The organism is Actinoalloteichus sp. GBA129-24, assembly GCF_001941645.1.
Taxonomy (GTDB): domain Bacteria; phylum Actinomycetota; class Actinomycetes; order Mycobacteriales; family Pseudonocardiaceae; genus Actinoalloteichus_A; species Actinoalloteichus_A fjordicus.
Genome location: NZ_CP016077.1, coordinates 255172 through 281986 on the forward strand (window position 1 = coordinate 255172; position 26815 = coordinate 281986).

The window sequence follows — 26815 nt, forward strand, 5'->3', positions numbered from 1 at the left end:
CTGCTGCCGGCACTGCACACCGTGACGCTGGGGCATAGTCAAGGTCGGCACGCCTGCGTGGCACACCGGACCGAGCGCCGTGGGGAGCCCCTGGCCGAGGCCGTCGGGCCCGCAGGCCCGCTAGGCGACCTCTTCACCGTGGTCCGGGTCGTCCACCTGCTCGCGGGCCCGCTGCCGTGATCGCGATGTTCCTGCCGTCGGCCAACGGCTGCTTCCGGCGCCCTTGATCGCCGCAGGAGTGCGATCGGCGGGGAACGCCTCGGCCGCAGCCCCGGTGCCTGGCCGTCGGCGCTGAGCCGACCGACAACGCGAGGGACGGCGGCTCATAGGACGGAGTGCATTCCACGGCTCGTGTTCGTCCTGGACGGCCTTCTCCAGACGAAATGAGGGGCGAAGGCCGGACCTGTCTCTCAGACTTCTCCTAGAGACAGAACAAGGGCGGGTCCGCATGCAGCGGACCCGCCCTCATCTATGCTCTGACCTGGCCTTTCGGCTGGTCGGGGTGACAGGATTTGAACCTGCGACCTCTTCGTCCCGAACGAAGCACGCTACCAAACTGCGCCACACCCCGCCCGCCGCACGATTTCCCAGGGGGTCATCGTTCGACGAGACACAGTCTAGCTGATGTCCTGCCCACTTCCGAAACCGGCAGGTACCTGGGTTGCTCGGACGCTCGGATGGTCGGGGGACTCACGGGGCACGAGGGTCAGCAGACTCGCTTCCGGCCTGCACGCGAACCGCGCCGGAGCGTAGGGCGAAGTGCCCAGACCTGCGGAGACGTTCAGCCAGGTGTGTGCACCCCACCGAGAGACCCCTCGGGCCCGCGATCGGTCGATCCCGCAGTTGGTGACTAGCGCCCCGTAACCGGGAATGCGCAGCTGGCCGCCGTGGGTGTGCCCGGCAAGGACCAGGTCGTAGCCGTCGGCGGCGAAGGAGTCCAGGACGTGCGGCTCCGGCGAGTGGGTCACGCCCAGCCGAAGCCTCGCCTTCGGGTCGGGGATGCCCGCGATGTCGGCGTAGCGGTCCCGCCGAAGGTGCGGATCGTCCACGCCGGCCGCCACGATCGTGTTGCTCTGCACGCTGAAGGTGCGCCTTCGGTGCGTCAGGTCGAGCCAGCCGCGCTCGGTGAGAGCCGCCCGGAGGTCGCGCCACGGCAGCGGCACGCCGTGAATGCGCTTCGCCGTTCGGGCGGGAAGCAGATAACGCGCGGGATTCTTCGGCTTCGGTGCGTAATAGTCGTTGCTGCCGAAGACGAAGACGCCACGTCGATTCAACAGCGGGCCCAACGCACGCAGCACCGAGGGCACCGCCGCCTGATGTGCCAGGTTGTCCCCGGTGTTGACCACGAGGTCCGGCTCCAGTTCGTCGAGCGCGGCCACCCACCGCTGCTTCGACTGCTGGTTCGGCATCATGTGCAGGTCGGAGATGTGCAGGACGCGGAGTGGTCGTGCGCCGGGGGACAGGACTGGCAGCGTCGCGTGCCGGAGGGCCCACGCTCTGCGCTCGATTCCGACGGCATAACCGAGGGTGGCGACGCCGAGCGCTGCGGTCCCGATCAGGGTGCGGCCGATGGTGTTCATCCCGCTCAGCCTAGAAGGCTCGACGCGGCGACGCCGAATCCCGGCGTCCCGGCGAAGCAGCCACTCGCCTCGGTCGCGACCCGCACTGCGGGCCCAGAGCGGTCGAGGCTCGGGCGGAACTCGTGAGCAGCGCGCAGGCCCGACCGATAGGTTCTTCCCCATGGCAGAGCTGAAAGCACGACTGAGGGCGGAGCTCGTCACCGCGATGAAGGCACGAGAAGCCCTCGTGGTGTCCACCCTGCGGATGGCGCTCACGGCGGTGACCACCGAGGAGGTCGCGGGGAAGAACGCGAGAGAACTGACCGACGACGAGGTGCTCAAGGTCCTTGCCAAGGAGGCCAAGAAGCGCGATGAGGCAGCCGAGGCCTTCGCGGCGGCCGGGCGCTCCGAGAAGGCCGAGACCGAGCGCGCCGAGGGCGAGGTGCTGCGTCGTTATCTGCCTGCCCAGCTCGATGACGCCGAACTCGCCGTCATCGCCGAGCAGGCGGTGGCGGAGGTCACCGAGGCGCTCGGCGAGCGTCCTGGCCAGCGTCAGATGGGCCAGGTGATGAAGATCGCCTCGGCGAAGTCGGCGGGTAGGGCCGACGGCGGTCGGGTGGCCGCAGCGGTGCGAGCACTGCTCCAGGGCTGACCTTCGCGATGGACCGACGCTGTCGCGGATGACGCCGAGCTCGGCCGCCGGACGACCACGTCGGCGGCGTCCTTCCCGCTCGCAGGCGGCCGAACGGCCCCGGGCACCGGGCTTCGCTTCGATGCGCAGGACTCCGACGACGTAGTCGTCTGCAGGCCGGGGCCGTCCGAAACGTGCTCGCCTGTGTACTGCAGCCGGGGAGTGGAACGGTCGCACGCGATGCGTCGGCGATCGTGGCCTCAGCGAACCGTCGGGGCCGGCCGGCGGCGGGCACCGCGTCCTGCGGTGAGCTGCTGCCGGTCGGGCGGGGCCGTCCGGGACCCGTCGGCGGCCTGCCCGCGGCTCAGTGCGCGGCCGGACCTGCCGCGCGTCGATGTCTGATCGCCGAGGTTCTCGTCTTGATACGCATCAGACGATCACTGACATAGTCTTCCGCCCGTGATCCGCCCTGTGCGAGACGCGTTCACCGGCCTGGGAATCGCAGGTCGCGGCTACGCGCTCATCTTCAGCTCACGCCGCCATCTGCTTCGAGGCGCCGTGCCCGCCCTGCTGACATCGCTTCTCTACCTCGCCCTGTTGATCACACTCGTGATCTTCAGCGGCGACATCACCGCCTGGCTGACCCCGTTCGCAGACGGCTGGGGTGAGCCGCTGCGGTCGCTGACGCGGATCACCGTCGGGATCGTCGCCTTCGCCGCCGTCATCGCGCTGGCCCAGACCATGTTCCTGACGGTGACGCTTCTGATCGGCGGACCGATCTACGAGTCGATCTCCGAGGAGATCGACGAGCAACTGGGCGGGGACGTCGGCGAGTCGCAGACCGGCTGGTTCAGCTCCCTGGTCGCAGGCCTCGGCGACGCCCTTCGGATGCTGCTGCGCTCGTTGATCTGGGCCGTCGTCCTGCTGTGCCTCGGCTTCATCCCGATCCTCGGCCTGATCGTCCCGCTGCTGGCGGTCCTGGTGGGCTCCTGGCTGCTCGCGCTGGAGATCACCTCGCTGCCCATGGGCCGACGGGGCATCGGTCTGGTGGACTGCCGCCGGACGATGCGACGACGGCGGATGCTCGCCCTCGGCTTCGGCCTGCCCAACTACCTGCTGATGCTGATCCCCTTCGCCGCGCTGATCGTCACTCCGGCGGCGCTGGCAGGCGGGACGGTCCTCGCCCGCACGCTGCTGGACGAGGAGACCGTCGCCGCCTGAGACTCCAGGGCCGCCGGGCTCAGTCGGTGCGACCGTCACCCGCCTGCCGTAGTCGGGTCGCCTGCTCGGGCGGCGCCGTCCATCGTCACCCGTCCGGGCCCTGCGCCGGCGGCTGGTCGCCCGGCGGGTCGATGTCGGGCGGCGGCTCGCCAGGGGGCGGCTGCTCCGGTGGTTGCGGCGGCTGCGTCGGGGGCGGCGGCGGAGGTGGCGGCGCGCTCGGCGGCGGTGGCTGTGGCGGTTGTCCGCCGTCACCGCCGCCCGGCGGCTGCGTGGGCGGCGGGGCGCTGCCCGGCGGCGTACTCGGTCCGGCGCCCTGCGAGGGCGGTGTCTCGGCCGACTCCGACGCCCGGCCGGTGCTGACCGAGATGGTGATGGTGTCTCCCGGCATCGCGAAGCCCTGCGGCGACTGACTGATCACGATGCCCCGAGGCTGTGCGTCGTCGACCGACTGCTCAGAGACCGAGAAGTCAGCCTCCTCCAGGACCCTCCTGGCCTCACCGGAGTCCATGCCGACCACGTCGGGGGCATGCGAGTCCCCGCCGCCGTCGGCGTACCTCGGGTCGAGCTCGGGAAGTTCGGCGACCGGAAGCGACTCGTGAATCGGCGTCATCGCCGAGAACCAGGTCCTCGCCGGGACACGACCGCCGAAGATGTTCCCGCCGCCCCCGCACAGCCGAGGCGGCTCGCCGTCGCAGATGCCCTGGATCTCCCGGCCGTCGTTGAAGGTCAGGACCGCGCCCGCCATCTGCGGGGTGGCCCCGATGAAACCGGCGGAGTAATAGTCCTGCGCGGTGCCGGTCTTGCCCATCATCGGGCGCGTCCAGTCGACCGCGTTGGCTGCGGTGGTGGCGGTGCCGTCCGTATGGTCCTTGGCGAGTCCGTGGAACAGTCCGTCGGACAGCTTCTCGTCGACGGCCTGTTCGCAGGGCGCCTCGGTGATCGGAACCGGATTGCCGGAGCGATCGAGGACCTCCTCGATCGGCGAGGGCGGACACCACACGCCGCCGCTGACGATCGTGGCGGACACGTTCGCCAGCTCCAGCACGCTCGTCGGAGTGAAGCCGAGGGTGAAGGCTCCCATGTTGTGCTTCTTGAGGAAGTCGCCCTGCGACATGTTCCGGTCTTCGGTCTCGGCGTCGATGTCGACCGGATCGCCTCGGTGGTTCACCCCCGCCATGCCCTCGCGCATGCCCAGCCGTTCGGCCATGTCGATCGACGCGTCCAGGCCCACGCGTTCCTGCAACATCACGAACGACGTGTTGGGAGACTGCGCCAGCGCGTCCTGCAGGGACATCGCGGCGGGATAGCCGTTCTCACCGTAATTGGAGACCGTGTATCCGTCGCCGTTGTTGATGTAGGTCATCGCGGTGTAGGTCTGCGGTGCCTCCACCTCGTTGTAGATTCCCATGCCCTTCTCCAGGGCGGCGGCCGTGGTGAACACCTTGTAGATCGAGCCCGCGCCGAACTTGGTCATGTCGCTGGGCAGGGCGTACATCGTCTCGCCCGACTCCAGATCGAGCCCGTAATCGCGATTGGCTACCAGCGCGCGGACCTTGTGGCTCTCGGTACCGGGCTCCACGATCGCCATGACGTTGGCGATGCCGGGCGTGTCCTTGGGGACCTCCCGCATCGCGGACTCCTTGGCCCCGTCGTTCGCGGCCTGGTCCAGCGTCGTGCGGATGGTGTAGCCACCGCGTCTGAGCTGGTCCTTCGAGAAGCCCGCCCGCTGCAGATAGTCCAGGACGTACTCGCAGAAGAAGCCGTCGTTGGGACCGGCGCCCACGCAGTCGTTCGGCGGCCTGCCCAGTGGTTCGGCCAGCCCGAGCGGCTCGGCGAGCGCCGCCTGCTCCTCCTCGGGAGTGATCCTGCCCTGCGCGGCCATCAGCTCGATCACGACGTTGCGCCGGACCAACGCCTCCTCGGGGGCGGTGCCGGGATTGAGCGCGCCGGGGCTGTTCACGATGCCCGCGAGCATCGCGGACTGGGCGATGGTCAGCTGATCGGCGGTGGTGTTGAAGTAGGTCTGTGCGGCGGCGGCGATCCCGTAGGTCTGGTTGCCGAACGGCACGACGTTCAGATATCCGGCGAGGATCTCCTCTTTGTTCAGGTGCTGTTCGAGCTGGAGCGCGATCCTGATCTCCCGCAGCTTGCGAGCGGGCGTCTGTTCCTGCGACTTCGCCTGTTGTGCCGGATTGCCGTTGGACACGACATGCACCAGATAGTTCTTCACGTACTGCTGGGTGAGCGTCGACCCGCCCTGCGCGATCGACCCCTCCATCTGATTCGTGATGGCCGCCCGGATCGTCCCGCGCCAGTCGACGCCCTCGTGGTCGTAGAAGCGCTGGTCCTCGACTGCCACGATCGCGGCCTTCATCGTGTCCGCGATCTCGTGCGGTTCGACGATCACGCGGTACTGATCGAAGAGGTAGGCGATCTCGGCGCCGTCGGAATCGGTGATCGTGGTGAGCAGCGGCGGGTCGGTGCTGACCAGGTCGGCCGAGATGCTGTCCACCGTGTTACTGGCCTGATTGGACACCATGCCCAGGCCGCCTGCCACGGGAAACAGCACACCCGCCGTCAGCACGCCTGCCAACGCACAGAAGCCGAGGAGCTTGAGGAGCCGAGTCCTGAGGTGCACGGACCCAACAGTACTGCGGTACGGGCGGTGTGCTAATGGACCAACGAGCGCATGCCACCCGAATAGATGACTAAGGGTGCCACTGTGAGTTACCTTGAGTAATTGTTGAGGTACCCGGTGATTTAGATGGAACCGGCGGGCTCTACAGTCCGTCAACGTCTCACGACAGGGAAACGCAGAACGTGACACTGATGTGGAACGTTGCTCACAGCGGGTGCCGGGGGGTGCCCTAAAGAGTCGGAAGACGGTAGGAGCTGGGGGACATGATGTTCGACCAGGGGGACTGGCGGATCAAGGCGGCGTGCCGCGACGAGGACCCGGACCAGTTGTTCGTACGTGGAGCGGAACAGCGTAAGGCCAAGCTGGTCTGCCTCGGCTGTCCGGTACGTACTGAATGTCTGGCCGAGTCGCTGGACAACCGGATCGAGTTCGGTGTCTGGGGCGGGATGACGGAACGCGAGCGGCGTGCGCTGCTCCGGCGCCGTCCCGACGTCCTCTCGTGGGCGGAGCTGCTTCAGGAAGCGCGACGCAATCACTCCGACATGGAGGAGTACCAGGTCTCGTAGGTCCGTTCGGGCTCGGCGTCGCCACGACGTCAGCCTGCGGACTCGGCCGAGGCCAGTCGGTTGCCGATCTCATGAAGACCGGTGAGATCGTGCACGTCGTCGGGAAGCGCGGGGACACCGACGACGGCCACCTCGGGGTGTGACTTGGTGAAGCGGGACAGCAGCCGCAGCTCACGCTCGGCCAGCGCCACGCGGTCCGCGTGCAGCCGGAGCACGGCTTCGGCCAGCGGGCTGCTGTTCTGCCGCGCCAGGTCGTCGGCGGCCGACAGCGAGGTCGTCGCGGGCAGACTCGCGATGATCGGATGGGTTCGATTGATCACCAGGCCTGCGAGCGGCATCTGTTCGCCCGCGAGCCGGTCCACGAAATAAGAGGCCTCCCGCAACGCGTCCGGTTCGGGAGTGGCGATCACCAGAAACGCCGTCCCAGGTGACCGCAGCGTGCGGTAGGTGTGTTCGGCACGTTCGCGGAAACCGCCGAACATACTGTCGAATGCCTGGACGAATGCGGAGGCATCGGCGAGGAGTTGACCACCGACGACGGTGGACACCGCCTTGCTGAAGAGCGAGAACCCCGCGCCGACCAGTCTGCGGATACCGCGCCCGCCTGCCCTGGCGGGCGCGGAGAGCAGCCTGATGAGCTTGCCGTCCAGCACCGTGGACAGCCGTTGTGGAGCGTCGAGGAAGTCCAGTGCCGAGCGGCTCGGCGGCGTGTCGACGATGATCAGATCCCAGGAGCCGTCCTGGGTGAGCTGGCCCAGCTTCTCCATCGCCATGTACTCCTGCGTACCGGAGAAGGACGTGGAGATCGTCTGATAGAACGGGTTGGTCAGGATGGCGTCGGCCCGCTCTCGGCCTGCGTGGGCGAGCACCATGTCATCGAAGGTGCGCCGCATGTCCAGCATCATCGCGTGCAGTTCGCCGCGGGGCTGGTAGCCGGGGATGCGTACCTGTCTGGGCTGGTTGGACAGCTCCTTCAGCCCGAGTGACTGGGCGAGCCTGCGCGCCGGGTCGATGGTCAGCACCACCGTCCGTCGCCCTCGGTCGGCCGCGCGCAGCGCCAGCGCCGCAGCGGTCGTGGTCTTGCCGACCCCACCCGAGCCGCAGCAGACCAGCACCGTCGTCGCCGGATCGTCGATCAAGGAGTCGACGGCCAGCCCCGGTGGGCGGCGGCGCGGTCCTCTTTGCGGTGCGTCCGGCATCTGATTCACCGAACTCCCTGGTCTCGCAGTGCCCTGGCCAGCTCGAACAGCGTCGTCCGGTTGATCCCGTCGGTGAACTCGGGCAGTTCGAGCGTCGGAAGGTCGGGCTGTTCGAGCTCGAGCCGCGCCCTGGTCGCGGACTGCACGCCGATCGCGTGTTCGATCGTCTCCGCCACGAGATCCTCGATGGTCGCCTCGTCCAGGTTCAGCCCGGCCGATTCGAGTCCGGCGCGCACTCTGGCGGGATCGACCCGGCCGCCTGCCGCCGCCGTGATCGATCGGACAGGCAGCCGAGGCGGACGCACCCGGTTGACCAGCACGGCACCCGGCCGGAGGTCTGCGGCGTCGAGTTCCGCCACCGCCTCCAGGGTCTCGCGCACGGGAAGCTCCTCCAAGAGACTCACCAGGTGCACCGCGGTGTCGCCGGAGTGCAGCAGTCGCACCACGCCGTCGCTCTGGCTTCGAATCGGGCCGACCTTCGCCAGGTCCGCCATCGCCCGAGTGACGTCGAGGAACTTGACCACTCGTCCGGTCGGCGGCGCGTCCACCACCACTGTGTCGTAGACGTGTCGTCCGCGCTCGTCGATCCGACGCACGCATTCCTTGATCTTCCCGGTGAGCAGCACGTCACGGAGACCGGGCGCGAGGGTGGTCGCGAACTCCACCGCGCCCATCCTGCGCAGCGTCCGACCGGCGAACCCCATGTTGTAGAACATCGTGAGGTACTCGAGCAGCGCGGCCTCGGCGTCGATGGCCAGCGCGAGGACCTCGCCGCCGCCGGGGCCGGTCGCGAGGTGCTCTTCGGAGTAAGGCAGGGGCGGCGTTCCGAAGACGCCCGCGATGCCCTGTCGGTCCTCGACCTCCACGAGCAGCACCCGGCGGCCTCGGTCGGCCAGTGCGAGGGCGAGGGCAGCCGCCACCGTCGTCTTGCCCGTGCCACCTTTACCGGTGATCACGTGCAGTCGGACTCGGGCAAGCTGCTCTGTCCATCCGGCGGTCGACGCCCTCACGCGGTCAGCCTAAGGGGGTCGGGCAGTGGGTCGGGAACGTGTGCGTCCCTTTCCCTGACTCGTGTCTCGCCTGTTGGTGAGGTTTCAGTCGTCGATCAGGGCATCGGCTACTCGGCGAGCGTGATCACCGTCACGGCGATCGCGGTGGCCGCGACGAGTCCCCAGGCGAAGGTCGGCGACAGCACGGTGGCGACCAGAGCCACGCAGACCGCGAGGAGGGCGAGCGAGATTCCCCCAGCTCGCAGCACGTCGATCCGCGTACTGCCTCGTCGATCCCGTGCCTGGGCCATGGCTACCAGCACCAAGATCAGGCCCCCGACCACCATGAGTCCGGTCGCAATGATCCGCCACGTCTCCACTCCTCAACGCTAGCCGGATGCGAGACGCCGCAACGCGTCCGAACGGCCGTGTCGATACACCCATTCGTGGGGAGGGCACCGCGAGCTCGGATCAACAGATACCCTCCGTCAATGACAAAGTGGGAGTACGCCACGGTCCCGCTCCTGATCCACGCGACCAAGCAGATTCTTGATCAGTGGGGCGCGGACGGCTGGGAGCTGGTGACGGTTCTGCCCGGCCCGACCGGTGAGCAACTCGTCGCCTATCTCAAGCGACCGAAGGGGTGATGGTCGGGTGACCGAGCAGCATCGGCAGTCCTGGACGGCACGTCTGGCCGAACTCGGCATCGAGCTGCCGCCCGTCGCGGCGCCGGTGGCGGCCTACGTGCCCGCCGTGCGATCCGGTTCGCAGGTCTACACCTCCGGCCAGCTGCCGCTGGTGGACGGATCGCTCCAGGCATCCGGCAAGGTCGGCGCCGAGGTCAGTCCGGAGGAGGCCAAGGCCTACGCGAGGACCTGTGGGCTCAACGCGCTGGCCGCCGTGCATGCACTGGTGGGACTCGACTCGGTTGTCCGGGTCGTCAAGGTCGTCGGCTTCGTCGCGTCGGCCGAGGGCTTCACCGGCCAGCCCGCAGTGATCAACGGAGCCTCAGAGTTGTTCGGCGAGGTGTTCCCCGAGACCGGCGGCCACGCGAGATCGGCGGTCGGGGTGGCCGAGCTTCCGCTGGGCGCCCCGGTCGAGGTCGAGATCATCGTCGAAGTCGCCTGAACCTGAACGGAGAAACCCGGTGGTGGGGACGCCCCAGACGCTGTGCCATGAGCTGCTGTTCCGGTTGGCAGGCAGGCTGGACGACGACGAGCTCTGGCGATACCGGGACTGGTTGGACGGCGGCGCCGAGGCGGTGATCGCCCGTGCCCTGCCCCGGACACTGTTGCACGATCGGATCGGTCTGACCGCCGAGGAACACCGGCTGCTGACCGAGGCGCTGGTGCCTGCCGGAGCCTCGCCTGCCCTGTTGGCAGGCGTGCTCTCCCTCGAATCCGAGCCGCAGACCAACTTCCGATTCACCTCCGTCACGCCGTCGGGCACGAACGCGGGCGACTCGGCCGCCGTCGTGCTCGGTGCGGTGCTGCGCGGTCGGGCCAGCATCGGCGAGGTGCGTTCTACGTGGCGGATGACCGGAGAACCGGCGGATGATCCTCGTCGGGTGCTGCTGGTCAGCGCCGCCGCCGAGCACGTCCGGCTGACCGCCGAGCTGCAGCGAGTGCTGCGGGCGCTCGGCGAGCACGACCCCTGTGTGGAGGTGGCGCTGCCGGAGCAGCGGCTGCCCTCCTATCACCGGGCCGCCTGGGCCGACTCCGAGGTGGTCCTGACCGGACCGGCGCGTTTGACCCACGCTTGAGCAGCTCACGCTCGATACCCGTCGTTGCCCGGCGGGGCGGAAGGAGAGATCCGGCATGGCTGACACCTCGCTGACCAGGGAGGGGCTCGGCGGCCAGGCGCTGGACGTGTCGAGCCGCATCCACGACCTGTTACTCGCGATGGCGGGGCGCATCGACGACGACGCCCTCGTGCGTGCTCGCGAGCTGCTCGCCCTCGGCGAGTTCGATCGCGCGACCGACTTCCTGACGGGTTGTCTGGTGGCGGGCGCGGTGCCCGTGACCATTCCGGAGCGCGACGAGCTGTCCTCGTTGCTGGTCGAGGTCCGGTCTCCTCCTGCGCTGGCCGCACGGCTGAACCTCATGGAACAGCTTCCGTCGACTCAGCACCGGTTCACCTCGGAGTCCGAGCCGATCGCCGAGCTGACCGAGGTCCTCTCCCGGCTTGCGGGCAGGCTGCCTGCCCTGAACTGGGTGCGCTGTGTCTCTCGACTGACCCCCGCCGGACCCACGCCTGCGGGCGGGACGCAACGGGTGGTGCTGGCCGAGGTGGGGCGGTCTGGGTTTCCGCACGCCTTGGCGTTTCTGCTGAGCCAGGAGCTGCTGGATCTCGGCGTGTCGGCGATCGTCGACACCTGGCGAGAGGGCAGCGGGCTCTCGGACTATCACGCGCAGGCGTTGTCCGCCGCCGTCGAGGTTCCGCTGCCCACCCCCGCCGTCGGGCCGGGACCGTCCGCCGCCGCGTCGCCGAGGAGCTACGTGGCAGCCGAGCCCGCCGTCGCGCCCGCGCCCCCGGCGCCGCCGTACCCGTCGGACGCGGAGTCGCCGAACCGCAGCACGGGCGACTCGCACTGGCGTTCCACCACCGGATCTCGGGGCACCGACTGGTCCTCTCGTCGGTCCACGCGGTCCGCCGCCACCGCGGATCAGGTGATGGAGTCTCCTCGGGAGTCCTCCCGCTCCGCCGGAAACTCCGAGAGCGGCGGGGCCGAGGCAGCCGATGACGACGGCGGTGGTGCCGATCGACCGTCCTGGATGCCCCGTACCGCGCCGAGACCGGACCCCGCCGCGTCGAACGACGTCGATGAACGCTCCGTGGCCGTGGAGCCCGTCGTCGATGTCGCGGCCGACGTCGACGATGCGGCCGATGTGGTCGCCGAGGTCGTTCGGCTGCCGAGACCGGACGAGGCAGGCGTCTCCGACGCAGAGATCGACGGATTCGACGGCCCCGACGCCGTGGTCGAGACCCGGTCGCGCAGGTCGTCCTGGGCTCGGCGGCAGCCGTCGGTCGTCACGCCGGACACCGGGCCGGAACTCGTCGACGAACCCGCCGGGAGCGCCTCCGGTGCGATGAGCGACGAGCCGACCCGGACCTTCTCCACCGCCGAGACCTTGACGGATCGGGACTCCGACGTCGCGGCCGACTCGGGGTCCGTCGTCGACTTCACCGGAGACCCGGCTCGTTCTCCCGGCGTGGAGCGGCCCTTCGCAGACGACCCCGTCGAGTCCGACCCGGGCGCCGACTCGTCGAGCGCCGGGCCCTGGAACACCGGGCCCGCTGAGGCGGAGTCCGCCGACGGCGGCGCGGACTCGAACGGCGGTGCGGACTCCAAACTGACGGAGAAGGAACGTGATCTCCTGCGCAAGCTGCACGAGGAACTCGCGCAGCGTGAGCAGGGCGGCTCCAGCGAGGAGCCGTCGGCGGAGCACGGCGGCTCCTCGACGTCCTCCGGACGCAGGCACGCCGTGAGCAACGTCGAGCAGACCGGTCCGATCACGCGGATCACCGGGATGGACGGCATCTCCCATACGGCGACCGCAGGCGTGCCGCACCGACCGAACAACGGCTACCCGCCCTTCCAGGCGCCGAACTGAGGGGAGACGCCTCCAGCCGGGTCGCCGGGCTCAGGCGTGGGCCAGTTCCCGCGCCGACGCGAGGATGCGTTGCAGATGCAGGCCCCTGCGCACGTCGCAGGGGTGTTCGTGCAGCCCGCTGTGCACCATCGCCACGAAGTCGTCGAGCAGCGCCGCGTAGCTGGTCGCGGGCTCCATGGTGGTGCCCCGGAACTCGCGGTGGCCGTGTTCGCCGAACACCGTGAGCTCGTTGATGGACGGGCGCACCGGGGTGTGCAGCGACAGGGACGCGGTGCTGCTCGCACCGCTCTGGTGCTCGAGGACGAGCTGCCACAACCCCGCAGGCGTGCGGTGCGCGGCAGCGACGCCGGTGACCGGCCCCAGCGCCGCGTCGATCAGGTCGACCGCGTGCGGTCCGATGTCGAGCAGCCCGCCGTCTTCGGCATGGCGCCAGCGTGAGCCTGCGAAGCGATCGTTGAGCAGGCCGCCGGAGAGCCAGCGGACCGAGCCGCCCTGCCAGCCGGGAAGCTCCGCGATCTCGCCGAGCCAGGACCGGACGTCCGGCGCGAATCGCCTGGTCAGCAACACGAGCGTTGCGAGGTCGTTGTCGTACGCGGCGTCGGCGAGCCGCTCGGCGGCGGCCAGCGACGTGGCGAGCGGCTTCTCCAGGATGAGATGCCTGCCGCGTCGCGCCGCACTCTCCGCCAGTTCGGCCTGCACGTCCGGCGGCACCGCGAAGGCGACCGCGTCGACCGAGTCGAACAGCGCGGCAGGGTCGTCGGCGACCTCGGCGCAGTAGAGCCCCGCGATCTCGGCGGCGGCGGCAGGCCTGCGCGCCCAGACCGAGGTCAGTCTGGTGCCGGGGTGATTCGCGATGCCCGGAGCGTGCACCGCCCCGGCCCAGTGGCCCGCGCCGATCAGCCCGACCCGAAGCTGCTGATCCGTCGTCTGCTCTCGTGCTTCCACATCATCATCCTGCCGGTCCGCGTCCTCGAACGACACCGCGTGTGGGGAGTCGTCTCGGCGATCTCGGGACGGCTCCGCGGCGACGGCGTGCGCGCCGCCCTCACCGACCGGGCTCCCACCAGGCGGCAGGAACGAGGATCTCGAAGCCGTCGTCGTCGCGCAGCCGAAGTCCCGTCTCGGTCCGCTCCGCCCGCAGATCCTCGGCCACCGCGACCGGCACCGGGATGGCGAGCCCGTGGAATCCCCGCTCGCCGAGACGCTCACCGATCCACACGGTGCTGGTGGCGCTGACCAGGCTGCGTGCGGTGCGCAGCTCGACCGTCGGCATGCTCGGCGCGGAGTCGGCGGCAGAATCGGTGTTCGGGTCCGGCCTGATCCCGGGGTCGGTGACGACCAGTTCGATGTTCTCGCTCCGCCACGGCACCAGGATCGCGAGTCCGAGCAGGACGGTGAGGATCGTGCCGAGCACGCTGCCCGCGATGATCAGGGCGATCCGGCCGAGACACCCTCGGACGCCCGGTCTCGCCACCGGCGTCGCGATCTCCTCGATCTGTTCGCTCACCCGCCCATGATGGAGGGTCATAGAGTGGCGGAGTGCCGGAACTGCCCAAGGACTTCTTCCTCCCAGCCGAATTGATGCCCGACGTCGTTCCGTCGCCGCCTGCCCGGCCGAGGGACGCCGCGACGATCGTCCTGGTGCGGGACGGCCAGGCCGGCCTCGAGGTCTTCCTGCTGCGCCGCGTCACCACGATGGCCTTCGCGGCAGGCATGAGCGTCTTCCCTGGCGGACGGGTCGACCCGAGGGACTCTGATGTGTCGGTCGCCTGGGCAGGCCCCGAACCAGCCTGGTGGGCGCAGCGGTTCGGCTGCTCGCCTGAGCTGGCCAGGGCGGTGGTCTGCGCGGCGGTCCGGGAGACCTTCGAGGAGACGGGGGTGCTGCTGGCCGGGCCTGCCGCCGACCGACTGCTCGCCGACACCTCCGGTTATGCGGAACACCGGGCCTGCTTGGAGAGCCGAGACCTCTCGCTGGCCGAGTTCCTCGCCGAGGAGCGGCTGGTGCTGCGTGCCGATCTGCTGCGACCGTGGGCCAACTGGGTGACTCCGATCGTCGAGCCTCGTCGCTACGACACCCGGTTCCTGCTGGCGGCTCTTCCCGTCGGCCAGCGGGCCGACTGGGCGACCTCCGAGGCGGACACCGGCGGCTGGCAGCGTCCGGCGGATGCGCTGCGGTCCTGGGAGGCCGGGGAGATCGCCCTGCTGCCGCCGACGTGGTACGTCCTTGCGGAGCTGGCCGAGTGCGACTCGGTCGAGACGGCTTTCGCCGCAGAGCGGACGGTGGACCGCATCGTTCCGAAGATCATCAGGGATGGTGCCGTGCTGCGGCTGCTGATGCCGGGCGACCCCGACTACGGGGAGGATGCCACGACGGTCGAAACCGGGTCGGCCTCCGCGGGCGGGACGGTGCCGAGATGACCGTCTCGACGAGCGGAGCCTGCGCCGACGGCGCGGCCTATGGAGTGTTGCGGCCCGTCACCGCGGTCGCCTCCGTGCTGCTGGCCCGCAACCCCTCCCCGATGACCTTGGCGGGAACCAACACCTGGGTGCTCCGGGCGCCAGGTGCTGCCGACTGCGTGGTGGTCGATCCCGGCCCCGACGACGAGGATCATCTCGATCGCATCGCGGCCGCCGGGCCGGTGGCCGCCGTGGTGCTCACCCATCGGCATGCCGACCACTCCGACGGAGCGCCGCGCTTCGCCGAGCGGACCGGGGCGCCGCTGTTCGCGGCCGATCCGGCCCTGCGCCTCCCGCTTGCAGGCGGGGAGAACGGCCTGGACGACGGACGACTCCTGCGGGCCGCAGGCCTTCGACTACGCGTGCTCGCGACGCCTGGGCACACCTCCGACTCCCGCTGTCTGCTGATCGAAGGCGACCACTCGGTGCTCACCGGCGACACGGTCCTGGGGCGGGGTACCACGATCGTGGCCCATCCCGATGGCCGCCTCGTCGACTACCTCGACTCGCTGCGCAGGCTGATCGACCTGCCTGCAGGCACGGTCGGGCTGCCCGGCCACGGACCGGAGCTGCCGGACGTCAGTGCCGTCGCCTCGGCCTACCTCGACCATCGCCTCCGGCGACTGGACCAGATCCGCGCCGCGCTGGCCGAACTCGGGCCGGACGCGACGGCACGTCAGGTCGTCGAGCTGGTCTACGCAGACGTCGACCGGGATCTCTGGCCCGCTGCCGAGTGGTCGGTGGAGGCGCAGCTCGTGTACCTGCGAGAACACGGCTGACCACTCGGGAAGGCAGGTTGGGCGGCGCCTGCGTTGCCGTGGCTGTCGGTCTCGCCTGGCCTGCCTGCCCACTACGCGAGCAGGCACCCGGTGCGGACGACGGTCAGTGCCCGCCGCCTCGGGACGGCGCGACGAGATAGGTCAGTTCGACCTCGTCATGCCGCGCCTCACCGGTGAGCACCGTGCCCCGCCGATCGATGTCGGGCACGGCCAGCCGGACCTGCTCGCCTGCGAAGGCCTTGAGCCCGTCGGCGAGGTTGCGAGCCTGGAAACGTCGGGTCGGCCTGCCGCCGTCGACGACCGCCTTCACCATCTCCTCCGACTCGCCGGTCTGCGAGTCGACCCCGCGCACGCGCAGCTCGGCGTCGCCGACCTCGAGACTGATCAGACCGTGGGGCCCGGTGTAGGGCAGCGCGCGCCGGACCGCGCCTGCGAGCACGTCGGCCTCCACCCACGCGGTGGTGTCGGGTGTCACCGACAGCAGACGGTCGGTGCTGGGGAACGGGGTGGCGAGGAGGGCCGTGATCAGACCGGACCGCTCCCAGGTGAGCGCGGCACGGTCTTCGTCGGCATGCAGCCCGACCTCGGCACCGTCGGGGATCCGTCGCAGGATCTCGGCGAGGGTGTTGGCGGGCAGCAGCACGTCGATCGGCGTCGTGTCGACCGGTCGCCACGGCAGCCGGGCCGTGGCCAGCCGAAATCGATCGCTGGCCATCAGGACGAGTCGATCACCCTCGGATGCGATGCGGACCCCGGTGAACACCGGCAGCGCGTCGTCGCGGGATGCGGCGGCGGCCACCGGCGCGAGTGCCGCCCGCAACGCGCCGCCCGCGACGACGCCGAGCCGGGCAGGCGGAGCCGGCACTCCGGGATGGGTGTCGAGATCGAGCAGCGGCAGCGCGAACCTTGCCTGCGGCGTGCGGACCGCCAGCCGCGAGCCTTCGACGACGAGCCGGATCTCCGGGGTGTCGACGGTGCGCAGGGTCTCGGCCAGCGGCTTGGCCGGGACCAGGACCTCGCCGTCGACATGACACAGGGCGGGCGCCCAGAGGCGGATGCCGCGCTCGCGATCGGTGCCGGAGAGCGTGACGCCGTCGGCGTCGCCACGCAGCACTATCCCGGTCAGCACCGGTTCGATCACGCGGGTGGGCAGCAGTCTGGTCACGTCGGCGACGGCGGAGGCCAGGCTCGCGGTCGGCGCGGTCAGGTCCAGGTCCATCCGCGAAGACTAGGCAGGAGGTACGACGATCCGAGCCACGCGAGCCACACCTGTGCGGAGCTGGCCCGGCGGACGGGCGTCGTGCGCCGTCGGCCCGCCCCGGCGATGCGCGCCGGACTGCACACTGTGGATCGAGTCTGCCTGAGGACCGAGTGCGCCGAGAACCGCCGAGGGGATGTCGGGATCAGACGGACTGCGGCGCCGAGGCACTCGGGTCGGCGTCCGGCGCACCGGCGCCCGCCGCCTGACCGGGTCTCGGGGTGGCGGTGACCACCGTCGTCCCCTGTCGTTCGGGCGGCCTGCCCGAGACCGTGTGGCGGAGCAGCCAGACGATCAGCGCGATCACCACGCCTGCGGCCGAGGCACAGAGGAAGGCGACGGGCGGACCCGCGCTCTCCACCAGGGCGCCGCTGATGCTCTGGCCGATCGCCAGCCCCAGCGTGACGGAGGTGATGACCCAGCCGAACGCCTCTGCGGCGGCGCCGGGCGGGGCCGCCGCCTCGATCGCCAGCGAATGCGCGGTCGACTGCGGCGTGATCAGGGTGCCGACCAGGACCATCACCATGGCCAGCCCGATCAGTGATGTCGGGATCGCGAGCAGCGCGCTCAACAGCGCGAAGCCGCCCAGCAGGACGGGCAGCCGGAGATACAGCGGGCGCGGCCACGGGCGCATGCCGTACAGCACTCCGAACAGGACCGAGCTGACCGACCAGAGGCTGAGGAGCAGGCCGCCGACGCCGGGATGTCCTGCTGCGGTCGCCGAGGCCGGGACGGCGACCTCGATGAAGCCGATCACCAGCCCGAAGCCGAGGGCGGTGAGTGCGACGGTCCGCACCGCAGGGCGGGCGAACGCCCCGAGCAGGCCGCCGCTGTGCGCGGGTGCGGTCTCGCGGCTGCCCCAGGCACGCACGGTGCGCGTCATGGCGAAGGCGACGGAGCCCAAAAACTGCGTGGCGACGCCGATGACCAGCCCGGTGCCCGGCCACGGCGCGGTGACGAACAGTCCCGCCAGGCCCGGACCGAGGATGAAGAAGACCTCCATGCTGATCGCCTCGTACGAGTAGGCGGCGGTGCGCGCGGGACCGGGCGGCAGCAGCCGATGCCACAGGGCGCGCGAGGCGCTGCCGACCTGCGGCTGGCTGAGCCCGAGTGCGAGGGCGCATCCGACGAGCGTCGGGACCGGGGCCCGCAGCTCGATCGCGGCCACCTCCAGTACCGCCAGAGCGGCGAACACCGTCGAGAAGACGAAGAGGGGCCGGGTGGGACCGAAGCGGTCGACGATCCGGCCCTGCGCGACGGAGCCCATCGCCACGCCGATCAACGCCGCGCCGGAGACGAGTCCTGCCGTGGCGAACGAACCGGTCTGACTCTGGGTGTAGAGCAGCAGCGAGATGCCGACCATGGCGATCGGCAGCCTGCCGAAGAGCGCGGCGATCACCGGACCCGTGGCTCCGGGGGTGGTCAGTGCGCTCCGGTAGTCGGCAAGGCTGGCTGCATCGGACACCTGCCTAGTGTGCCGCAATATGGTACGAACGTACCAGTAAATAACGAGGTGTGTTCAGTCACGAACAGCGGTAGGCTGACGGCCCAGCCGTGCTCAAAGTCTCGAATCGATAACACTCCCCGGATTTTCTCTCCCTCGGACGCAACGTCTGACCGGGTTTTCACGTCTTCTGAGAAAGAAGACATCCGGACCTCGTGAGAGCCCGCTCTCGCGTCTACGGCAGGATCTCCTCTGTAGGGACCTTCCTTCGGCCGAAACGGATCGGGGCCGTCGCCGGAGGGTGGGGGAGCGTGGCTCGTCGGGGGACGGGCTACGCCAGAGAACGGAAGGACCGGTGCGCCACGTCGGGGGTGGCGCCCGGTCCTTCCGTTCTTCTCTGGTTCTCTCGTCGCCTACCGTGCTCGTCGAGCCAGCCGCTCCGGGTCCAGGATCAACACGCTCTTGCCTTCCAGGCGCAGCCATCCACGGTGCGCGAAGTCGGCCAAGGCCTTGTTCACCGTCTCCCGCGAGGCGCCCACGAACTGGGCGATCTCCTCCTGGGTCAGGTCATGGGTCACCCGCAGCAGCCCTGCCTCCTGGCTGCCGAAGCGCTGTGCGAGTTGCAGCAGCGCCTTGGCCACCCGGCCTGGCACGTCGGTGAAGATGAGGTCGGCGAGCATGTTGTTGGTCCTGCGTAGCCTTCTGGCCAGCACACGCAGCAACTGCTCGGCGATCTCCGGCCGCTTGCTGATCCATTCCCGCAGCGCGGGTCGGTCCATGCTCAGCGCCCGCACCTCGGTGACAGTGGTCGCCGTGGACGTCCTCGGACCTGGATCGAAGATCGACAACTCTCCGAACATGTCTGAGGGACCCATGATGGCGAGCAGGTTCTCTCTGCCATCCGGCGATTTCCTGCCGACCTTCACTTTGCCGGACTGGATGATGTAAAGCCGGTCGCCTGGCTCACCCTCAGTGAAGATGACGTGGCTACGGGAGAACTCCACCGGCTCCAGCGTCTGAGTGAGAGCCTCCACGGCTCCAGGCTCAACACCCTGGAAGATGCCCGCACGGGCCAGGGTCTCGTCCACCTCGTCCCTCCTGTCGAGACGCGGCGGTCACCGCAAGGCGGACACTCTCCGTTACGAGTGCCAGCCTGGTGCCGCCGATCGCTCCGTGCAGTCTAACTGCGCGGTAACAGAGACCGCGTTACCTGCGGTCTGTAGTGCGCGGCGGCCGGGTCTTGGAGTCAGCGGGGCCTGCGGGCCTTGAGCCTGCCGGAACGGCCCTTCCTGCGGAGTCGGAAGAGTTCGAGTGCGCGGCCGATCCCCTGGCCTGCCAGGGCGCGAACCTCGTCGGGACGGGCGTTGTCCAGGAGCTCCTCCACGTCGTCCTCACGGACCGAGACGTTTCGGATGCCGGATTCGACGCGCTCCATGAAGAGCGCGAAGAACATGATCACGAGCGGAACGGCGATGACGAACCAGGCAGTCATGATGTTTCGATAGTGACTCATCACGCTGGGTGGCGTCGTTCGGGGTCCGCCGAACCCGCCAGTGGGTGATGGTTTTGCCCCCGGATGGTGGAGGCAGGACATGGCAGCCGACCCCGCCCGTAGGCTGTGGGCGTGCAGACCAGTGCTTCCCGCGCTCAGCCCGTCGCCGGGTCGGGAGGTCGGGCGCCCGAGAGTCGCCTCGCGCTCGTTCGGCGGGCTCGCCGGATGAACCGCTCGCTGGCCGAGGCCTACCCGGACGCGCATTGCGAACTGGACTTCCGTACCCCGCTCGAGCTGGCCGCCGCCACCATCCTCTCCGCTCAGTGCACCGATCGGCGCGTGAACGAGGTGACGCCGACCCTGTTCGCGGCCTATCCCGATGCTGCCGCCTACGCGGGCGCCGATCGAGCGGAGCTGGAGGAGATCCTCCGGCCGACCGGCTTCTTCCGTAACAAGACGACCTCGTTGATCGGGCTCGGTACCGCGTTGGTCGAACGTTTCGACGGCGAGCTGCCGTCGACGTTGGCAGAGCTGGTCCGGCTCCCCGGCATCGGGCGCAAGACCGCGAACGTGATCCTCGGCAACGCCTTCGACGTGCCTGGAATCACGGTGGACACCCACTTCAGCAGGCTGGTGCAGCGCTGGGGCTGGACCACCCTCACCGACCCGGTGAAGATCGAGCACGCGATCGGCGAGCTGATCCCTCGACGCGAGTGGACGATGCTCTCCCACCGGGTGATCTTCCACGGACGCCGGGTCTGCCATTCCCGTCGACCCGCCTGCGGCGCCTGCCTGCTCGCCCGATCCTGTCCGTCTTTCGGAGTCGGCACTGTCGAGCCGGAGCAGGCCGCGCGCCTGGTCAAGGGGGTCGAGGCGCCCCACCTGCTTCGGCTGGCCGGGTTGGGCGACGCGTCGGTCGAGGAGGCCGCGACCTCCGCGAAACCCGTCGAGCCTGCGGCGGCATCGCCCGCGAGGGAGCCTGCGGCGGAGACGCCTGCGACAGACTCCGGGCCTGGGCCCGCGCGAACGACAGGTACCGGCGAACCGACGGGGGCCGAGGACCCGGACCCGACCGGTGACCAGCGATGAATGCGAACATCCGGTGGTCGATCCTGGTACTGGCGCTCGCGGTGGCGGGTGTGGTCGCGCTGTGGCCCCGCGACGAGGGCTTCGGCCCGGCCGCGAACCCCGATCGACAGGCACAGGACGCAGGCGGCTCCGCCGACCAGTTCGATCAGGAGCCGCCCACTGCGGTGCGAGCCGCCGACCTGAGCGGGATCGAGGTCACCGATCTCGCGGACGGCACGACGCAGGATCTCGGCGAGCTGGTGGCCGAGGGACCGGTGCTGTTAAACGTGTGGGCGACGTGGTGTGCGCCCTGCCTGGAGGAACTGCCGGTGCTGGCCGAGTACGCCCAGGAGCCCGATGCCATCCCGGTACTCGGCATCCAACGGAGTAGCGATCTCGACGCCGGCCGCGATCTCCTGGCCGAACTCGGCGCCGAACTGCCCTCGGTGCACGATGCGAACGATCTGGCGATCCGGGCGCTGCGCGCGCCGGTGATGCCTGCGAACTATGTGGTGGATGAGGCGGGCGCCATCCATCCGGTACATCCGCCCGCGCCGTTCGAGGACACCGAACAGGCGCGGCAAGCCGTGGCGCGTTATCTGGAGCAGAGTTGATGACTCAGGAAGGTCGGGGACGCACCCAGTCCAGGCGTGGTGGGCCGCTGGTGGATCCTGCGCAGGGTCCTGGCTGGTTGAGCAGGTTGATCGCCTCCAGCGGACGCGTGGATCCCGCCATGCTGGCCTCGGTGCCGCCGCCCAGCGAGGACAGCCCACGGCCTGCCTCGGTGCTGGTCCTGTTCGGCGAGGACGGCGCGGGCCCCGGCACCGGGCCCGACGTGCTGCTCCTTCGCCGAGCCGACGGCCTGACCCATCACCCCGGACAGGTCGGCTTCCCCGGCGGAGTGGCCGAGCCGTCGGACAACGGTCCCGTCGAGGTGGCGCTGCGGGAGGCGGCGGAGGAGGTCGGCGTTCTGCGTCAGGGCATCACCCCGGTCGCCCTGCTCCCGGAGCTGTACGTTCCCCGCTCGAAATTCCTGGTCACGCCCGTGCTGGCCCACTGGTCACAGCCCTCGCCGGTGGCGCCGGTCGACTTCGGTGAGACCTCGGCGGTGGCCAGAGTCCCCCTCGGTCACCTCGCCGACTCCACCAATCGCTTCCAGGTGCGGCATCCCTCCGGCTACGTCGGGCCGGCCTTCCTGGTTCCGGGAATGCTCGTCTGGGGCTTCACCGCAGGGCTCCTGTCGAGCCTGTTGTCCCTGGGCGGCTGGGCCGAGCCCTGGGATGCCACCGATGTCCGTGATCTCGCGGACGCCTGGCGCGAGGTGGACGCGGGCCCGACACCGGACGGCGAGGGGGTCTGGTGAACTGGATCGACGCCGCCGTCATCCTGATGGCGGTGCTCGCGGCCGTGTCCGGCGTCCGACACGGCATGGTCGTCGCGGTCTGCGCCTTCGCCGGGGTGATCCTCGGCGCCGTCGGCGGCGTGCTCCTGGCTCCCGCCCTGGCCGATCTGGTCGACGCGCCCAACGCCAGGCTGCTCGTGGGCCTGGCCGTGGTGCTCGGGCTGGTCGTGCTCGGCGAGGTCCTCGGCGTCTACCTTGGCCGGTCCATCAAGAGGCGGATGACCTCGCCGAAGCTGAGCTGGGTGGACAACGTGCTCGGGGGCGTGGTGCAGGGGCTGGCGGTCTTCGTCGTCACCTGGCTGATCGCGCTCCCGTTGACCTCGGCGGGCACCGTGCCGTGGCTCGCGGGCGCCGTCAACCAATCGAGGGTGCTCGGCGCCGTCGACGCCGTGATGCCGCCCGCCGCCCGCGCGCTGCCTGACGAGCTGCGGAGACTGCTCGACGGCTCCGGCTTCCCCGGCGTCCTCGAACCGTTCTCCCGGACTCCCGTCGCGCAGGTGGAACCGCCCGACCCGGCGTTGCAGAACAGCCGGACCGTGCAGACCGTGCGGGAGAGCGTGGTGAAGGTCCACGGCACGGCGTCGTCCTGCTCTCGGGTGCTCAACGGCTCCGGATTCGTGGTGGCCCCGCAGCGGGTGATGACCAACGCGCACGTCGTGGCAGGCGCCGAGCAGGTCTCCATCGAGGTCGGGGAGGCCCGGCTGCCCGCGACCGTCGTCCTGTACGACCCGGAGAGCGACATCGCGGTGCTCGACGTGCCCGACTTCTTCGGGACTCCGCTGGAGTTCGTCGAGGCACCTGCGGCCGCCGAGGACAACGGCATCGTGCTCGGCTATCCGCTCGGCGGGGATTATCGGGCGTCCGCAGCTCGGGTCCGGCAGCTCTTCAACCTGCGTGGCCCCGACATCTACGACAGCACGACCGTCACCCGCGAGGTCTACACGGTGCGTTCCGATGTCCGCAGCGGCAACTCGGGCGGACCGCTCATCGACGTCGATGGCCGGGTGCTCGGGATGGTCTTCGGTGCGGCCGTCGATGACGAGGAGACCGGGTTCGTCCTCACCAACGAGGAGATCGCCGACGAGGTCGCCGCAGCGCCGGGGCTGACCCGGCCCGTCGACACGGGGGGCTGCTCCTCGTAGCCCACCGTCGTCGGCGCCGGGATCCCGGGCCGGTCAGTCGTGCAGTTCGCCGGTCAGGAATTTGATCAGCAGGCGGTTCGTGGCGTGCGGTGCCTCCTGGTGGGGGAAATGTCCCACCTCGGGCAGCTCGCGGTAGATCGAGTTGGGCCCGGTCCAGGCGGTCGAGGCGGCTGACGTGCTCGCCCGCATCCACGGGTCGAGCCTGCCCTGCACACGGAGGACGGGGACCGGCAGCCTGCGGTCCACCGCCTCGGCGAACCGGCCGCCCTCGCCGCGCAGCTGGGAGCGCACGGCCCAGCGGTAGTACTCCAGCGCCGAATGCGCCGCGCCGGGAACGAGCATCGCGGCCCGATTGCGGCGGACGACCTCCTCGAACTCGGGTGCCGTCTGCCACTTCGGACCAGACCAGGAGCGAATCAGTCGCTCGACGGTCGCCGCGCCGTCCTTGGTCAGCCAGGCCTCCGGCAGGGTCGGGAGCTGGGCGCGGAAGAGATGGCCTGCGGCGGTGAGCTGAGCCCGTTCGGCCTGCCGCCACGGCCGGGTGAGGCCGAGCGCCAGCGCGCGGCGCAGTGCCAGCGGATGCGGCGCCGACAGGACGCTCAGCGAACTCACGAGCCGAGGATGCAGTGCCGCCGTCGTCCAGGCGAGCAGGCCGCCCCAACCGTGTCCGACCAGGGCGGCACGTCGCTCACCCATGGCCTTGATCAGGCCTGCGAGGTCGCCTGCCAGCGTCCAGCCGTCGTAGCCCCTCGGCGGTTTGTCCGAGTCTCCGTAACCGCGAAGATCGACCGCGACCGCGCGGAATCCGGCGTCGGCCAGCGCGAGCAGTTGGCCGCGCCATGACCACCAGAACTCCGGAAAGCCGTGGACGAACAGCACCAACGGGCCCTCGCCCGCCGAGGCGATGTGCAGCGAGATTCCGTTCGCCGAGACGTCGTGGTGCGTCCACGGTCCGCTGACGCGGGTGGTCGAGGGATCCGGGAGCGGGCGCACCGGATTGCGGACGCTCAGCGGACCGACTCGGGTCGGCGCCCGCCCAGGTGGTCCTGGACGTCGGGACCCGTCGAGCCCGGCCCGTCTCCGGAGTCCATCGGGTCGTTCCGGCCGGGACGCAGTGCGGATGCGGTGTCGCGGACGGAATTGATGGTGCGCTCCGGCTTGCGAATGCCGCGGACCTTACGGAAGCCGAGGAAGGCGAGTGCGCCCGCCGCCAACAGCATCAGCAGGAACACGATGCCGAAGCCCGCCCAGCGGGGCAGCCAGACGGACAGCAGCTCCGCAGCGGTGAAGAACAGGAAGAACGAGCTGAAGGCCAGCACGGTCAGCGCGAGGATGAAGAAGACGCTGCCGCGCAGCCCCTTGCGCACCTCGGCCGAGATCTCCTGCCTCGCCAGTTCGACCTCGGCCCTGATCAGGGTGGAGAGGTGCACACTGGCCTCACGGACCAGGCCGCCCAGCGAGCGGTCACCTGGGCCCGCGTGGGTCTGATTCTCCTCCGACAGCGGGATGGAGGGGATGGGCGGCAGGCCCTCCCAGTCCTGGTGTCTCTTGGGGTCGTGCCCTGCGCTGCTCACCGAGCCATCGTCCCATGGAGCCGACCGCCTGCCGTGATGACACGGGACAATCGCGTCGATCTACTCGGTCGTCCGGCCGTGATCAGGGCCGATCATCCTGTGCCGAGTGCAGCGGGAGTGACCGCGCGCGCCTCGTCGAGGCGCCGGTAACGGCGGACTCACCACCGCAGCACGACGGCCGAGGCCACGGCGGCGAGCCTCGCGGCGATCAGCACCGACGCCTTCGCGCGTTCGGCCTGCGCGTCGGCCGACGCCGGCTCCGCCGTCAACAGGGCCACGCCGAACAGGGACATGGCGCTCACGTCGGCCCAGCGCAGCCCGACTCGATGCTGCGGCGATGCCCGGTTTGACGGCGGGCCAGGAGAAGCCGGTGGTGCCGACCAGAAGTCGGTCGATCGACGGACGCCGTGGCGCGCCGCTGGTCACCTTAACCGTCGACCGTGGACCGAACACTCGGGTGATCTACGCGGTCTCGGCCGGGCGTGTCCTCGCGCGTCGTCGCCGTCCGTACTGGTCCTGCCCTCGGCGCGCTCGTCCTCGCCCATCCGGTGATCAGCCGCGTGGCGTGCGTCATCGAGGCGAGGATCGGGGCAGACGACCGGCGTATGTTGCTGGCGTGTCACAGCAGAATGAGGAGACCGCCGCCCAACCCGGCCTGGCCCGATGGCCGATCCTGGTCGTCATCGGGCTCATCGCAGGCGCGCTGTCGGGTCTGTTCGGCATCGGCGGCGGGGTGGCGATCGTGCCTGCCCTGGTGGCCTGGTGCGGGCGAGATCAGCGGTACGCGGTGGCGACCTCGCTGCTCGCGCTCGGCCCGCTCGCGGTGGCGGGGGTGATCGGCTATTCCGCACACGGACAGGTCGATCTGCGCATCGCGCTGCCGCTGGCGGCGGGCTCGATGGTCGGTGCCTGGCTCGGGGCGTTCCTGCTCACCAAGATGCCGTTGGCCTGGCTGCGTTGGTTCTTCGCACTCATCGCCGTCGCGACCGCACTGCGGATGCTGATCGACCCCGGCGTCTCGACGGGCGTCGTGTCGCACGAGTGGTGGCGACTTGCGCTGCTGCTGCCCGTCGGGGTGCTGATCGGCGTGATCGCCGCGCTGGCGGGGATCGGTGGTGGTGCGGTGATGGTCCCGGTCATGCAGATCGGCTTCGGCATACCCGCCGCCCTGGCCAAGGGAACCTCGCTGCTGGTCATCCTGCCGACGTCGATCCTGGGCGGCTGGCGCAACCTGCGGCACGGCAACGGCTCGCTGCGCGACGCCATGTGGATCGGCTGCTCCGGAATCCTCGCGACGCTGGCCACCACGCAGTGGTCGGTCGTGATGAACCCGCTGCTGTCCGACGTGCTGTTCGGGCTGTTGCTGGTCTTCGTCGCGGTGCGCACGGTGTGGCAGGACATCCGGCGGCTGCTGCGACGGCGCGGCTGATCGTGGGAACCGGCGCGCGGCCGACGTCGTGCGCGGATCGACGCTCCCCGGCGCAGGATCGGCAGGCCTTGCGAGGCGGACCGGCCGCTGTGCATCCGCCCGCAGGCGCAGTGCGCCATGCGCGCCGATCGGGACGGCGCACCGTGTTGTGTCGTCAGACGTGCCGATTCGGGCCGGATCGGTTTCGATGAGGCCGGGCCACCGGCGCCCCGACTCGAATCCACCAGAGGTGTGGCTCGCCAGGTGCCGTGACCTGGCCGCTCACGACCGTGGTCGTCGCGCGGCGTCTCGCTCCGCACGCTGTCGACGTCGACGCTCCTGCCTCTCCGCGTTGATCTTCTCGATCTTCTCCT

28 protein-coding genes, 1 tRNA gene and 1 pseudogene are annotated in these 26815 nt (G+C 70.0%); 15 read left to right on the forward strand and 15 right to left on the reverse strand.

Annotated features, from left to right (window positions below; all coding sequences use genetic code 11):
* Nucleotides 1–57 precede the first annotated feature (57 nt).
* Nucleotides 58–180 carry a hypothetical protein gene (locus tag UA75_RS34860; protein ID WP_257787495.1) on the forward strand — a complete coding sequence of 41 codons (123 nt, stop codon included), beginning with the start codon at nucleotides 58–60 and terminating at the stop codon, nucleotides 178–180.
* A gap of 314 nt (nucleotides 181–494) precedes the next feature.
* Here UA75_RS34860 and UA75_RS01140 read toward each other — a convergent pair.
* A tRNA-Pro gene (locus UA75_RS01140) sits at nucleotides 495–571 on the reverse strand.
* A 46-nt stretch (nucleotides 572–617) separates the two neighbouring features.
* Nucleotides 618–1580 (reverse strand): metallophosphoesterase, encoded by a 963-nt coding sequence (locus UA75_RS01145; protein ID WP_075738104.1) that lies wholly within the window; start codon nucleotides 1578–1580, stop codon nucleotides 618–620.
* Between the two features lie 160 nt (nucleotides 1581–1740).
* On the opposite strand from UA75_RS01145, the gene UA75_RS01150 reads away from it, so the two are divergent.
* Both UA75_RS01150 and UA75_RS01155 read left to right on the forward strand, forming a co-directional pair.
* Entirely contained in the window at nucleotides 1741–2211 is a 471-nt protein-coding gene (locus UA75_RS01150; RefSeq protein ID WP_075738106.1) for a GatB/YqeY domain-containing protein, read from the forward strand.
* Between the two features lie 438 nt (nucleotides 2212–2649).
* Nucleotides 2650–3411 (forward strand): EI24 domain-containing protein, encoded by a 762-nt coding sequence (locus UA75_RS01155; RefSeq protein WP_083682836.1) that lies wholly within the window; start codon nucleotides 2650–2652, stop codon nucleotides 3409–3411.
* An 85-nt stretch (nucleotides 3412–3496) separates the two neighbouring features.
* Here UA75_RS01155 and UA75_RS01160 read toward each other — a convergent pair whose 3' ends face one another.
* A complete protein-coding gene (locus tag UA75_RS01160; RefSeq protein ID WP_075738110.1) occupies nucleotides 3497–6049 on the reverse strand; it encodes a penicillin-binding protein in 2553 nt (850 codons plus the stop codon).
* Nucleotides 6050–6312: 263 nt separating this feature from the next.
* Between UA75_RS01160 and UA75_RS01165 the strand changes: the two genes are divergently transcribed.
* A complete protein-coding gene (locus UA75_RS01165) occupies nucleotides 6313–6615 on the forward strand; it encodes a WhiB family transcriptional regulator (protein WP_075738112.1) in 303 nt (100 codons plus the stop codon).
* Nucleotides 6616–6644: 29 nt separating this feature from the next.
* Here the strand turns inward: UA75_RS01165 and UA75_RS01170 are convergent, their stop codons facing one another.
* From UA75_RS01170 to UA75_RS01180, 3 genes are all read right to left on the reverse strand, one after another.
* On the reverse strand, nucleotides 6645–7814 hold the full coding sequence (locus UA75_RS01170; RefSeq protein WP_075743276.1) for an ArsA family ATPase: 1170 nt from the start codon (nucleotides 7812–7814) through the stop codon (nucleotides 6645–6647).
* A 5-nt stretch (nucleotides 7815–7819) separates the two neighbouring features.
* Complete coding sequence (locus UA75_RS01175; protein WP_075738114.1) at nucleotides 7820–8824, reverse strand: ArsA-related P-loop ATPase; 1005 nt, start codon at nucleotides 8822–8824, stop codon at nucleotides 7820–7822.
* 107 nt (nucleotides 8825–8931) lie between these two features.
* Nucleotides 8932–9183 carry a hypothetical protein gene (locus tag UA75_RS01180; RefSeq protein WP_075738116.1) on the reverse strand — a complete coding sequence of 84 codons (252 nt, stop codon included), beginning with the start codon at nucleotides 9181–9183 and terminating at the stop codon, nucleotides 8932–8934.
* Between the two features lie 111 nt (nucleotides 9184–9294).
* Between UA75_RS01180 and UA75_RS32400 the strand changes: the two genes are divergently transcribed.
* Genes UA75_RS32400 through UA75_RS01195 form a run of 4 tightly spaced genes read left to right on the forward strand, consistent with a single transcriptional unit; the run spans nucleotide 9295 to nucleotide 12417 of the window.
* Complete coding sequence (locus UA75_RS32400) at nucleotides 9295–9450, forward strand: DUF4177 domain-containing protein (RefSeq protein WP_157433930.1); 156 nt, start codon at nucleotides 9295–9297, stop codon at nucleotides 9448–9450.
* Between the two features lie 7 nt (nucleotides 9451–9457).
* Nucleotides 9458–9931, forward strand: a complete 474-nt coding sequence (locus tag UA75_RS01185; protein ID WP_075738118.1) for a RidA family protein — start codon at nucleotides 9458–9460, stop codon at nucleotides 9929–9931.
* Between the two features lie 19 nt (nucleotides 9932–9950).
* The gene (locus UA75_RS01190; protein WP_075738120.1) at nucleotides 9951–10565 is read left to right on the forward strand and encodes a hypothetical protein; all 615 of its coding nucleotides are present in this window, start codon (nucleotides 9951–9953) and stop codon (nucleotides 10563–10565) included.
* 55 nt (nucleotides 10566–10620) lie between these two features.
* Nucleotides 10621–12417: a hypothetical protein gene (locus UA75_RS01195; RefSeq protein WP_075738122.1), complete on the forward strand. Its 1797-nt coding sequence runs from the start codon at nucleotides 10621–10623 to the stop codon at nucleotides 12415–12417.
* 30 nt (nucleotides 12418–12447) lie between these two features.
* On the opposite strand, the gene UA75_RS01200 is transcribed toward UA75_RS01195, so the two are convergent.
* Nucleotides 12448–13362, reverse strand: coding sequence for a Gfo/Idh/MocA family protein (locus UA75_RS01200; protein ID WP_075743277.1), 915 nt, complete (start codon nucleotides 13360–13362; stop codon nucleotides 12448–12450).
* A 100-nt stretch (nucleotides 13363–13462) separates the two neighbouring features.
* Nucleotides 13463–13924, reverse strand: coding sequence for a hypothetical protein (locus UA75_RS01205; protein WP_075738124.1), 462 nt, complete (start codon nucleotides 13922–13924; stop codon nucleotides 13463–13465).
* Between the two features lie 32 nt (nucleotides 13925–13956).
* On the opposite strand from UA75_RS01205, the gene UA75_RS01210 reads away from it, so the two are divergent.
* Nucleotides 13957–14835 carry an NUDIX hydrolase gene (locus UA75_RS01210; protein WP_083682837.1) on the forward strand — a complete coding sequence of 293 codons (879 nt, stop codon included), beginning with the start codon at nucleotides 13957–13959 and terminating at the stop codon, nucleotides 14833–14835.
* Complete coding sequence (locus UA75_RS01215) at nucleotides 14832–15653, forward strand: MBL fold metallo-hydrolase (protein ID WP_075738126.1); 822 nt, start codon at nucleotides 14832–14834, stop codon at nucleotides 15651–15653. Before UA75_RS01210 ends, UA75_RS01215 begins: the two co-directional genes overlap by 4 nt.
* A gap of 103 nt (nucleotides 15654–15756) precedes the next feature.
* On the opposite strand, the gene dnaN is transcribed toward UA75_RS01215, so the two are convergent.
* The 4 genes from dnaN to UA75_RS01235 form a co-directional block, all read right to left on the reverse strand.
* On the reverse strand, nucleotides 15757–16872 hold the full coding sequence (gene dnaN / locus UA75_RS01220; RefSeq protein ID WP_075738128.1) for a DNA polymerase III subunit beta: 1116 nt from the start codon (nucleotides 16870–16872) through the stop codon (nucleotides 15757–15759).
* A gap of 184 nt (nucleotides 16873–17056) precedes the next feature.
* Nucleotides 17057–18376, reverse strand: a complete 1320-nt coding sequence (locus UA75_RS01225; protein WP_075738130.1) for an MFS transporter — start codon at nucleotides 18374–18376, stop codon at nucleotides 17057–17059.
* 392 nt (nucleotides 18377–18768) lie between these two features.
* The gene (locus tag UA75_RS01230; RefSeq protein WP_069845948.1) at nucleotides 18769–19443 is read right to left on the reverse strand and encodes a Crp/Fnr family transcriptional regulator; all 675 of its coding nucleotides are present in this window, start codon (nucleotides 19441–19443) and stop codon (nucleotides 18769–18771) included.
* Between the two features lie 158 nt (nucleotides 19444–19601).
* On the reverse strand, nucleotides 19602–19847 hold the full coding sequence (locus tag UA75_RS01235; protein ID WP_075743279.1) for a hypothetical protein: 246 nt from the start codon (nucleotides 19845–19847) through the stop codon (nucleotides 19602–19604).
* A 225-nt stretch (nucleotides 19848–20072) separates the two neighbouring features.
* Here UA75_RS01235 and nth point away from each other — a divergent pair.
* From nth to UA75_RS01255, 4 genes and pseudogenes are all read left to right on the forward strand, one after another.
* Nucleotides 20073–20744: pseudogene (nth, locus tag UA75_RS01240) on the forward strand (endonuclease III); the annotation flags it as partial.
* Between the two features lie 188 nt (nucleotides 20745–20932).
* Nucleotides 20933–21529 carry a TlpA family protein disulfide reductase gene (locus tag UA75_RS01245; RefSeq protein ID WP_075738132.1) on the forward strand — a complete coding sequence of 199 codons (597 nt, stop codon included), beginning with the start codon at nucleotides 20933–20935 and terminating at the stop codon, nucleotides 21527–21529.
* On the forward strand, nucleotides 21529–22278 hold the full coding sequence (locus UA75_RS01250; RefSeq protein ID WP_075738134.1) for an NUDIX hydrolase: 750 nt from the start codon (nucleotides 21529–21531) through the stop codon (nucleotides 22276–22278). The genes UA75_RS01245 and UA75_RS01250 overlap by 1 nt, the downstream gene beginning before the upstream one ends.
* Nucleotides 22275–23459, forward strand: a complete 1185-nt coding sequence (locus tag UA75_RS01255; RefSeq protein ID WP_075738136.1) for a MarP family serine protease — start codon at nucleotides 22275–22277, stop codon at nucleotides 23457–23459. Before UA75_RS01250 ends, UA75_RS01255 begins: the two co-directional genes overlap by 4 nt.
* A gap of 33 nt (nucleotides 23460–23492) precedes the next feature.
* On the opposite strand, the gene UA75_RS01260 is transcribed toward UA75_RS01255, so the two are convergent.
* The 3 genes from UA75_RS01260 to UA75_RS32405 all read right to left on the reverse strand — a co-directional run bounded on the left by UA75_RS01260 (nucleotide 23493) and on the right by UA75_RS32405 (nucleotide 25335).
* Nucleotides 23493–24452, reverse strand: a complete 960-nt coding sequence (locus UA75_RS01260; protein WP_075738138.1) for an alpha/beta fold hydrolase — start codon at nucleotides 24450–24452, stop codon at nucleotides 23493–23495.
* A gap of 14 nt (nucleotides 24453–24466) precedes the next feature.
* A complete protein-coding gene (locus tag UA75_RS01265) occupies nucleotides 24467–25033 on the reverse strand; it encodes a phage holin family protein (RefSeq protein ID WP_075738139.1) in 567 nt (188 codons plus the stop codon).
* A gap of 158 nt (nucleotides 25034–25191) precedes the next feature.
* Nucleotides 25192–25335, reverse strand: a complete 144-nt coding sequence (locus UA75_RS32405; RefSeq protein ID WP_157433931.1) for a hypothetical protein — start codon at nucleotides 25333–25335, stop codon at nucleotides 25192–25194.
* 314 nt (nucleotides 25336–25649) lie between these two features.
* Here UA75_RS32405 and UA75_RS01270 point away from each other — a divergent pair, with 314 nt between their 5' ends.
* Nucleotides 25650–26462, forward strand: a complete 813-nt coding sequence (locus UA75_RS01270; protein ID WP_198042897.1) for a sulfite exporter TauE/SafE family protein — start codon at nucleotides 25650–25652, stop codon at nucleotides 26460–26462.
* The last annotated feature ends 353 nt before the right edge of the window (nucleotides 26463–26815 follow it).

Bases quoted from the DNA above. Each gene is read 5' to 3' on its own strand.
- UA75_RS01245 (WP_075738132.1), top strand. From the start codon at position 20,933: ATGAATGCGAACATCCGGTGGTCGATCCTGGTACTGGCGCTCGCGGTG.
- UA75_RS01170 (WP_075743276.1), bottom strand. From the start codon at position 7,814: ATGCCGGACGCACCGCAAAGAGGACCGCGCCGCCGCCCACCGGGGCTG.
- dnaN (WP_075738128.1), bottom strand. From the start codon at position 16,872: ATGGACCTGGACCTGACCGCGCCGACCGCGAGCCTGGCCTCCGCCGTC.
- UA75_RS32400 (WP_157433930.1), top strand. From the start codon at position 9,295: ATGACAAAGTGGGAGTACGCCACGGTCCCGCTCCTGATCCACGCGACC.
- UA75_RS01150 (WP_075738106.1), top strand. From the start codon at position 1,741: ATGGCAGAGCTGAAAGCACGACTGAGGGCGGAGCTCGTCACCGCGATG.
- UA75_RS01235 (WP_075743279.1), bottom strand. From the start codon at position 19,847: ATGACTGCCTGGTTCGTCATCGCCGTTCCGCTCGTGATCATGTTCTTC.
- UA75_RS01145 (WP_075738104.1), bottom strand. From the start codon at position 1,580: ATGAACACCATCGGCCGCACCCTGATCGGGACCGCAGCGCTCGGCGTC.
- UA75_RS01250 (WP_075738134.1), top strand. From the start codon at position 21,529: ATGACTCAGGAAGGTCGGGGACGCACCCAGTCCAGGCGTGGTGGGCCG.
- UA75_RS01195 (WP_075738122.1), top strand. From the start codon at position 10,621: ATGGCTGACACCTCGCTGACCAGGGAGGGGCTCGGCGGCCAGGCGCTG.
- UA75_RS01215 (WP_075738126.1), top strand. From the start codon at position 14,832: ATGACCGTCTCGACGAGCGGAGCCTGCGCCGACGGCGCGGCCTATGGA.
- UA75_RS01165 (WP_075738112.1), top strand. From the start codon at position 6,313: ATGATGTTCGACCAGGGGGACTGGCGGATCAAGGCGGCGTGCCGCGAC.